The following is a 9212-nucleotide window of genomic DNA, read 5'->3' as shown; positions in this document are numbered from 1 at the left end:
ATTGACAAGCTGCTGCAAAGTTTTTCGCCCAGTGAGGTGATTTACCCTAAAAGCCGCTCCAAAGATTTTAAAGATACTTACGGCGACCGCTTTTATACCTATGCGCTTGACGAATGGCCGTACAGCGGCGATTATGCCACTGAAACTCTGCTGAAACACTTCGGTGTAAAATCACTGAAAGGTTTTGGTATTGATAAGCTGAACCTGGGCATTATTGCCGCGGGTGTGGCTCTGCATTATCTCAACGAAACAGAACATCGTAACCTGCAGCATATCTCGTCCATCAGCCGTATTGAGGAGGATAGGTATCTGTGGATAGATCGGTTCAGCATCCGCAACCTTGAACTGGTGGGTTCGGCTAACGAAAATGCTAAGACCCTGGTTGATGTGCTCGACCAAACCTGCTCGCCTATGGGCGCGCGTTTGCTGCGCCGCTGGATAGTGATGCCGCTAAAGGAGATAAAACCGATCAAGGATAGGCTGGGTGTTGTGGAGTATTTAATTGCGCAGGAAGAACTGCGCGAGGATCTGCAGCAGCACATCAGGCAAATAGGTGATCTGGAAAGATTGATCTCTAAAATTGGTTTGCAAAAAGCCAACCCGCGCGAGGTTTGTCAGCTTAAAAAAGCATTGATAGCCATAGGCACGATCAAAAAATTAGCCGAAGCATCAGATAGCCAGCCGCTCAGGGCCATTGGCGAACAGTTGAACCCATGCGTGCTCATCTGCGAAAAGATAGATAAAGAACTGCATCCCGAACCTCCGGTTATGATTGTGAAAGGTTCGGTGATGAATGATGGTATTAACGAAGAGCTTGACAGGCTGCGTAAAATCGCGTTCGGCGGTAAAGGTTACCTGCTGGAGATACAGAAACGCGAGGCAGAGGTTACGGGCATTCCATCGCTTAAAGTATCTTTCAATAATGTTTTTGGCTACTATCTGGAGGTTACGCACAGCCATCGTGATAAAGTGCCTACCGAATGGATCCGGAAGCAAACCCTGGTAAATGCCGAGCGTTACATCACTCCAGAACTTAAAGAATACGAAGAGCAGATTTTAGGTGCCGAAGAAAAGATATTAGCCCTGGAAACCCGTTTATATAACGATCTGTTATATGCCCTTGCTGAATATATAAAACCTATACAGTTGAATGCCCAGCTGATAGCCCGATTGGATGTGCTGCTGAACTTTGCTACTATATCTATCAAAAACTATTACGTAAAGCCCGAAATAAGCGAGGGTAAACAGCTGGATATTAAAGGCGGCCGACACCCGGTGATTGAAAAGAACCTGCCGCTGGGCGAAACCTATATTACCAATGATGTATACCTCGATTCCGAATCGCAACAGATCATCATTATTACAGGCCCCAACATGGCGGGTAAATCTGCCTTGCTGAGGCAAACCGGTCTTATTGTGCTGATGGCGCAGATGGGCTGCTTTGTACCGGCTAAATCGGCTGCTATTGGTTTGGTTGATAAGATATTTACCCGGGTAGGGGCTTCAGACAATCTATCATCAGGCGAATCAACCTTTATGGTGGAGATGAACGAGACGGCTAGTATCCTGAATAACCTCTCGGACAGGAGCCTGATCCTGCTGGATGAGATTGGTCGGGGTACATCAACCTATGATGGTATTTCGATAGCCTGGTCAATTGCAGAGTACCTGCATAACCACCCTACGGCCAAAGCCAAAACACTTTTCGCTACGCACTACCACGAGTTGAATGAGCTGAGTAATAGCTTTAACCGTATCAAAAACTATAATGTATCGGTAAAAGAGGTTGGGCACCAGATTATTTTCCTACGTAAACTTGTGCCAGGTGGCAGCGAGCATAGTTTTGGTATCCATGTAGCTAAACTGGCCGGGATGCCGCCAAAAGTGCTTACACGGGCTAATGAGATACTCAAAAAGCTTGAAAACGAACGCACCGGCGGCGAGCATATCAAAGAGAGCATCCGCAAGGTGCAAAAACAAGCCGTGCAGATGCAAATGTTCTCGATAGATGATCCCGTACTGGTAAAGATCCGTGATACACTGAACAACCTGGATGTAAATACCCTAACCCCGGTTGAGGCCATGATGAAGCTGGATGAGATACAGCGGGCGATAAAAAGCTGATGTGGATGTGCGGATATGCGAATAATAAGACTTACGAAGTTTTAAAAACTTCGTAAGTCTTGAAGTGGCTATTTTTGATTTTTTAAATATTGAGTGGGGCTATTTTATATTTAAAAGCTGATTGATTTCCAGCTCATCCTTAATTATTTTATGATTCTCTATAAAGCTATCCAATCCCTCAAACCAATCTAAAACTTCTTGCCTGTTTATCAATGTTTCCTTCTCAGATATATAGGCTGTATAAGATGAATATTTATAATCTTCCATATTTATAGCGAGCTTACCAACTACAGGGTTTTGGTGTATATAGGTAATTATCCTGGTATAATAGCTATTAGATGTTATTTCGGATACTTTATATCTTCCTTGAAATAAACTTCCTACCCGATTATATTTTTTATTTATTGCCTTCGAATATGAGATGAAGAAGTTTTTTATTCCCTTTTCAAAAAGTGCTTTATCATTTATTTTGATAAAAAAATGAAAGTGGTTAGGCATTAAACAATAGGAATAAACATCTGAGAATGGTAATACGTATTTTTTAAATTGATTAAGGAAATAGGTGTAGTTTTCGGGTTCAAAAAAAATGGGCTCTTTGTTATTGCCTCTGTTATATAAATGGTAACAAATATCAGGATTGATTTTCACAGGTTAAGGCTTTTCTCAAACTTACGAAGTTTCCAAGATTCAAACTTACGAAGTTTTTAAAACTTCGTAAGTTTATCTGCATTTTGCTCAACCTTTTTTCTTTTTAGTCTACACTTAATTTTCCTTCGATAGAATCATCCAGCGTTTTGCCTATGGCCGCGCCGGCCAGTTGTTTTACAAAGGCAATGGCATTGCCGTGTTTGTTGTCCCAATAATAGCCCTCGGTGGGTTCAACCTTAATTACGGAAATGCGCGGGTCGTTCTCGCCTTCAGTAAACCAGGTTTTCAGAATGGGTTCCCAAAGTTCATGGATCTTGTCCTTATCGTCATTTACGGTGGCTATGCCGTAAATATTCAGAAAATCTGAATGTGCTGAGCCCTGAAATAACAGGTGAACCATCGGGTCGGTTGAAAGGTCCTGGTTTTTGTGGCTGTCCTTGGCGCTCAGGAACCAGAGGTTGCCTTCATCATCTACCTTTTGTACACTCATGGGGCGTACCGATGCGGGTATGCCGGTTTTGATATTACTCAGAAAAAAGCAGCTCTTGGCGCTATCTACCAGTTCTTTGATCTTGGTAATGGCTTCGGTGCCTGCCAGATCTTTAAAATTGTCTTCCGGTTGTTGTTGATTAATGCTGTCCATCTTATAAATGTTTTTAATAGGTGTGTTATTAGATAACCCATCAAAACATTTATTGTGTTGATAAAATTAATTTTAAGGATAATTAATTATTTATTTGTGAAATCAAACTGCAAATACCTGCATCCGCTCCGGGTAACGCATGGCATAATTGGTGACTATATTTTTAATATAATCATTACCCGGGTAAGGGGTGAGGTAGTTTTTGAGTTGCTGTATATTATCGGCATCAAAATAATGGGAGATGTAGCCCATTCCATAAAATTGTCCTTTCTCGATCAGGATACAACTATGCTCTTCACCATTACGGCCCTCATCTCGGATGGCGTAGGTTGGCAGTGCTTTTTTTAGCTCATCAATGGCGGTATTCACCTTCAGGTTGTAATCATCAACAGTTTCAACACCCTCGCAGGCGCAGGAATTGCCGGCCGCGCTATGGCAGGGGGCATTATTTTTTTGAATAAAGCATAGTTTAGGGCATAAGGCAAAATTCTCGATGAGTTTATTCAGCAGATTGTAGCCTTCCAGTAAGGAGTTGCAGGTGTATATTGGGTCGCTGTATTTGCGGCGTTTATCAACTGCCAGCCGCATGTAGCCGCGCTGGTCTTCATAGGCGTAAAGACAATATGCGTTCTCAAAGCGCTTTAATGACCGGTTATATTTGGGCCACAAGCGCTTGATCTCGATAGCCTCCAGTACAAAGGCTATCAGTTCGGTACCGCAAACCTGATGACTAACCTGGTGAATATTACGCAAAAACTCCTGCCGCTGCAAGCCCGGGTTGTTGCCGGTGAAATGACTGCTTACCCGTTTTTTGAGGTTCTTCGCCTTGCCCACATAAATTACCTTACCCTTTTGATCATGGAAATAATACACGCCTGCACAGTAGGGTAGCTGCTCCACATCTTTTTTAGGCAGGTTGGGTGGTAATAGCTGTTCTTTAGAATTTTGTTTAAGAGCGAGTTTAATATGTCCGTCGGCATCGCTATTAAGCAATAAGGTAAACAGTTCAGCTGTCGCCTCGGCATCGCCTCCGGCGCGGTGACGGCTCTCGTTATCGATGCCTAAATGGCGGCATAAGCGGCCGAGGCTGTAAGATGGCAAGCCCGGCAATATTTTGCGGCCCAGGCGTACGGTACACAATTTATTGCATTGTAGGTCATATCCGGCTGCCGCCAGGTGGTAGCGCACAAACGAATAATCAAAATTGACGTTATGGGCTACAAATATTTTTCCGTGAATTAGATGGTAAACATCGGCCGCCACATCTTCAAATGGAGGTGCCTGCTGTACCATTTCGTTGGTGATGCCGGTTAAGGCGCTGATGTACACAGGTATCTCTTTATGTGGGTTTACCAGCGACTGAAAGCGTTTAACCACCTTTTTACCATCATGTATGCATATGGCAATTTCTGTAATGCCATTTGCACTGGCGTGCCCCCCGGTAGTCTCAATATCAACAATTGCATACATATTTCAAATGTAATATATTTTGCTAAATATATTAGTGTTTTAATTGTTGAAATTTTAATGTGCAGAAGCAACAAAAAACTTAATTTAAGGCTCTTTTATTTAAATCCCAGTTAGCCTATGAAGTTAAGATTATTATGTGCACTGATTTTACTGTTACCTGTATATGGCATAGCCCAAACTGCCGACTCGGCATGGATGGTGAATAATTATGTAAAAAAAGAAAGATATATACCTATGCGCGATGGCGTGAAGCTATTCACGGCTATCTACATGTCCAAAGACAGCACACACAATATCCATCCCATCCTTTTTATCCGTACGCCGTATTCCTGCGCGCCCTACGGTAAGCAGTGGATACCGCTTTGGAATGTTTATGTAAAGGCATATTTAAAGGAGGGTTATGATGTGGTATTTCAGGATGTACGCGGACGCTATAAAAGCGAGGGCGAATTTATGGACATCCGTCCCTTTAATCCTAATAAAAAAGGAAACAAGGATATTGACGAGGCCAGTGACGCTTATGATACGATAGACTGGCTCATTAAACATGTAGCCGGTAACAATACTAAGGTAGGGGCAATAGGTACTTCGTACGGTGGTTTTTATACCGCTATGGTTGGTTTAAGCGGGCACAAAGCGGTAAAGGCAATTAGTCCGCAGGCACCGGTAACAGATTGGTTTTTAGGCGATGATGTTCACCATAATGGCGCCTTTATGCTGAGTGATATGTTCGGCTTTTTTGTTAGCGGGGGCTTTGGCGTTGCCCGTACCGATACTACCAGGGCAAGCGTTCCGGCTTTGCCTAACCCAACAGGCGATGCCTATGCTTATTTCCTGCGCACGGGGGCGCTACCTAATTTTTCGAAAATCGCGGCTAAACGGAATGTTCCTTTCTGGAACGATCTGATGCAGCATCCTGATTATGACAGTTGGTGGGTGGCGCGTAACGACCGCAATTATGCCGCCCGGATACCCGCAGGTACAGCCAGTTTAGTAGTAGGCGGCTTGTTTGATGCCGAGGATTTTTTTGGCGCGTTGCATCTGTACAACGCTATTGAAAGCCAAACCAAAAATGTGAATAAGCTGGTACTGGGCCCCTGGTGGCACGGGCAATGGGGAGGTAGTGATAAGGGCGACCGCGTGGGTAACATCCACTTTGGCTCCAATACCAGCACCTGGTACCAGGAAAATGTTGAACTGTCATTTTTTAACCATTATTTGAAAGATGAAGCGTCTGCAGATACTATTGCCGAAGCTACCGTGTTTTTTACAGGCGAAAATAAATGGCACCGGTTTGATCAATGGCCCTTGCCCGGTATCAGGTATACAGATATGTACTTGCATAAGGACGGCAAACTATTATCAGCCAAACCCGACGAAGCTAACGCCTACGAGGAGTATTTGAGCGACCCTGCAAAGCCGGTGCCTTATACTGATGGCATACACCCTAACCGCACTGCCGAATATATGACCGATGACCAGCGTTTTGCTTCCCGCCGTACCGATGTGCTTAGCTTTGAAAGCGATGCTTTGGATAAAGATGTTACGCTGGCTGGTCCTGTAAAAGCCGACCTGAAGGTTAGCATATCCACTACCGACGCTGATTTTATTGTGAAGCTTATTGATGTTTTTCCGGATGATTTTAAATATACTGATCATGATAGTTACATCATGAATGGCTACCAGATGATGGTACGCGGCGAAATATTCAGGGGTAGGTATCGCAATAGTTTCAGCAAGCCCGAGGCCTTTATACCCGGTAAGGTTACGGAGATCAAATACACTTTAAATGATATAGCCCATGTGTTTAAAAAAGGACATCGCATTATGGTGCAGGTGCAAAGCAGCTGGTTCCCACTGGCCGACAGAAACCCGCAGCAGTTCATCAATATATATCAGGCTAAAGATGCCGACTTTATAAAATCCACTATCCGTATCCATATGTCGGCACAAGAGGGGAGTAAGGTGGTATTGCCGGTTATCAATTAATTTGGCGGTTACGGTATGATATAGTTGTAAAAGCCCTCTCTACACCCTCCCGGGGGTAATAGCCTATGAATTGACAGTTTCATCAAATCAGGCTGTTTGTCGACTCTCCCCGACATCGCTACGCTTGTCGACCCTCTCTTCAGCTTCGCTGGAAAGAGGGTAAGAAATTTTTTCTTTCCTCTTTATCCTTTTTTCCTTGCCCTCTTTCCGCCGCAGGCGAAGAGAGGGCGGTCCAGCGAAGCGTAGACCGGGTGAGTCACCTGTAAGCCATGCGAATCAAAGGTTATGCCTATTTATGGGCTATTACCCTCCCAAGGGAGGGAATCGCACTATTCCCCACGTTTCACCCGAAGCAGTTAACCGGGGAGCATCAAAACAAAAAGCGTCAGAGATTAATCTCTGACGCTTTTTGTTTATTGTAGTCCTTAGTCCAAAAGTCTAATAGTCCTCAAGTCCAAGAAAAACTATTTCTTGTTATTAGCTTGTTGCTGTTGCTGGCGCATCATTTCTTCCATGCGGGCCTGGAAACCAGATTTTTTCTTTTTCGGATCATCTGGTTTCTTTTTGTTTTCCTGGATCTGGGCATGGATCTTTTTATCATCAACCATGAATTTGATCAGGTATTGCTGAGCAAAAGTAAGCATGTTGGCCAGGAAGTAATAGTAGTTCAGACCAGATGGATAGCTGTTCAGCGTAGCCAGGAATATGATAGGTGTAATATAGCCTATGTATTTCATTTGGCCGGTTGCACCTGATATCTGGTTATTGAAATAAGTATAGATCAATGTAGATACCGTCATCAATAAACACATTAAACTGATGTGGTCACCTATAATTGGGATAGTAGCCGGGAAGGTAACTATAGAATCATAGGTTGACAGGTCATGCATCCACAAAAAGCTTTCGCCGCGCAGCTCAAATAAGCTTGGGAAAAAACGGAAGAACGCAATAACTATCGGCATTTGCAGTACTAAGGGTAAGCAGCCACCCAATGGGTTTACACCTGCCTTTTTGTACAGCTTAAGATATTCCTGTTGTAAAAGGGTAGGATTATCTTCACCAACTTTAGCTTTAATTTCATCCATCTCCGGCTTCAGTACGCGCATTTTAGCCATTGACAGGTATGATTTGTAAGTAAGCGGCGATAAAACCAGCTTCAATACAATAGTCAGGACTAAAATGATGAGGCCATAGTTCCAGTTAAACTGGTTCAGGAAGTTAAATAACGGCAATACCGCGAAACGGTTGATGTATTTTAGAGGTCCCCAGCCTAAATCAACCAGTTTTTGGAGGTCGTTACCCTGATCTTTAAGGGTGTTGTAACGGTTAGGGCCAAAATAAAACTCCAACGGAACCGCGCCGCTATTGTCGCGGGCAATGGTCAGGTCGGCTTTCATTTGTTTAACATCAGACGTATCGGTTACATCAGTTGATACGGCTAAGGTTGATTTACCGATGCCGCCTTTGGCAACTAATACGTTGGAGAAGAAGTGTTGTTTGAACGCAACCCATGATAGCTTTTTATCGCCTATCTCTTTCTGGTCGTCTTTAGTAAGACTTAAATAATCGTCATGGCTTTCAGAGTCAAGATAATATACAGTTGAGTACTGACGCTCCTGCTTCATATCTTTTTCCTGTTTGTGCAGGCTGGCAGCCCAGTTGATATTTACATTGCCGCTGTTATTAATTACGCCATCAAGCCCTACAGATTTAATGGTTAAACCCAGTTTGTAGCCAGTGCCTTTTAAGCTGTACACATAATCAATGTACTGGGTAGGGCTGTAGCTTAAACGCAGGGTAACCGAAGCCGAATCATTTTCGGCAACCTTAAGCTCCGGAGCGCTTGGGGTAAAAAAGTAATTATCGGTATTGATCCTTTTTTCGCCCGCGTTAAAGTTAAGGCCGAAATGTGTTTGCGGGCCATCAAATAATACAAGCGGTTTTTTGTTGAAGGTTTTAAAGTTTTTCAGCTCAACCGAAGCAACTTTACCACCGCGGGTACTCAATTTTACCAGCAGCTCTTTATTTTCAAGAGTTATTAATTTTTCGCTGCCTATGGAAGCAGCGCCAAAAGGTGTTTTTAAAATGGCAGAATCAACTGCTGCAGATTTACCGTTAGCAGTATCAGCTTTTATAGCAGCCTTAAAAGCTTTGGCCAGACCAGCCTTTTTCAAAGAATCCTGCTGCTGTACCAGGCGCTCCTTTTTAAGTTCGGCATCAGATGGCTTCAAAAAGTAAATTGAGCCAGCTATAATAGCCATAATCAGGAATAATCCTGTGAAAGTATTTCTATCCATTATCTATTGTATCGTACAAATTCTTTTACTTCTTGCGGGCG

6 protein-coding genes are annotated in these 9212 nt (G+C 43.5%); 2 read left to right on the top strand and 4 right to left on the bottom strand.

Annotated features, from left to right (window positions below; translation table 11 throughout):
* A partial coding sequence (gene mutS, locus AAGC65_RS22755; protein ID WP_343114766.1) for a DNA mismatch repair protein MutS occupies positions 1 to 2124 on the top strand: 2124 nt, incomplete at its 5' end.
* A 99-nt stretch (positions 2125 to 2223) separates the two neighbouring features.
* Here mutS and AAGC65_RS22750 read toward each other — a convergent pair.
* The 3 genes from AAGC65_RS22750 to AAGC65_RS22740 form a co-directional block, all read right to left on the bottom strand.
* Positions 2224 to 2772: a transposase gene (locus AAGC65_RS22750; protein WP_343114765.1), complete on the bottom strand. Its 549-nt coding sequence runs from the start codon at positions 2770 to 2772 to the stop codon at positions 2224 to 2226.
* A gap of 103 nt (positions 2773 to 2875) precedes the next feature.
* Entirely contained in the window at positions 2876 to 3415 is a 540-nt protein-coding gene (locus AAGC65_RS22745) for a pyridoxamine 5'-phosphate oxidase family protein (protein WP_343114764.1), read from the bottom strand.
* A 102-nt stretch (positions 3416 to 3517) separates the two neighbouring features.
* Complete coding sequence (locus AAGC65_RS22740; protein ID WP_343114763.1) at positions 3518 to 4885, bottom strand: exonuclease domain-containing protein; 1368 nt, start codon at positions 4883 to 4885, stop codon at positions 3518 to 3520.
* 117 nt (positions 4886 to 5002) lie between these two features.
* Between AAGC65_RS22740 and AAGC65_RS22735 the strand changes: the two genes are divergently transcribed.
* A complete protein-coding gene (locus AAGC65_RS22735) occupies positions 5003 to 6874 on the top strand; it encodes a CocE/NonD family hydrolase (RefSeq protein ID WP_343114762.1) in 1872 nt (623 codons plus the stop codon).
* 464 nt (positions 6875 to 7338) lie between these two features.
* On the opposite strand, the gene yidC is transcribed toward AAGC65_RS22735, so the two are convergent.
* Positions 7339 to 9171, bottom strand: coding sequence for a membrane protein insertase YidC (yidC, locus tag AAGC65_RS22730; RefSeq protein WP_343114761.1), 1833 nt, complete (start codon positions 9169 to 9171; stop codon positions 7339 to 7341).
* Positions 9172 to 9212 lie beyond the last annotated feature (41 nt).

Origin of the sequence: Mucilaginibacter sp. (assembly GCF_039207105.1) — a bacterium.
Lineage (GTDB): Bacteria > Bacteroidota > Bacteroidia > Sphingobacteriales > Sphingobacteriaceae > Mucilaginibacter.
Note: the sequence above shows the minus strand (reverse complement) of the source record. Positions and strands in the feature narration are given on the sequence as shown.

What these genes read in the sequence shown, in the direction of transcription:
- AAGC65_RS22735 (WP_343114762.1), top strand. Translation starts at nt 5,003, where the DNA reads ATGAAGTTAAGATTATTATGTGCACTGATTTTACTGTTACCTGTATAT.
- yidC (WP_343114761.1), bottom strand. Translation starts at nt 9,171, where the DNA reads ATGGATAGAAATACTTTCACAGGATTATTCCTGATTATGGCTATTATA.
- AAGC65_RS22740 (WP_343114763.1), bottom strand. Translation starts at nt 4,885, where the DNA reads ATGTATGCAATTGTTGATATTGAGACTACCGGGGGGCACGCCAGTGCA.
- AAGC65_RS22745 (WP_343114764.1), bottom strand. Translation starts at nt 3,415, where the DNA reads ATGGACAGCATTAATCAACAACAACCGGAAGACAATTTTAAAGATCTG.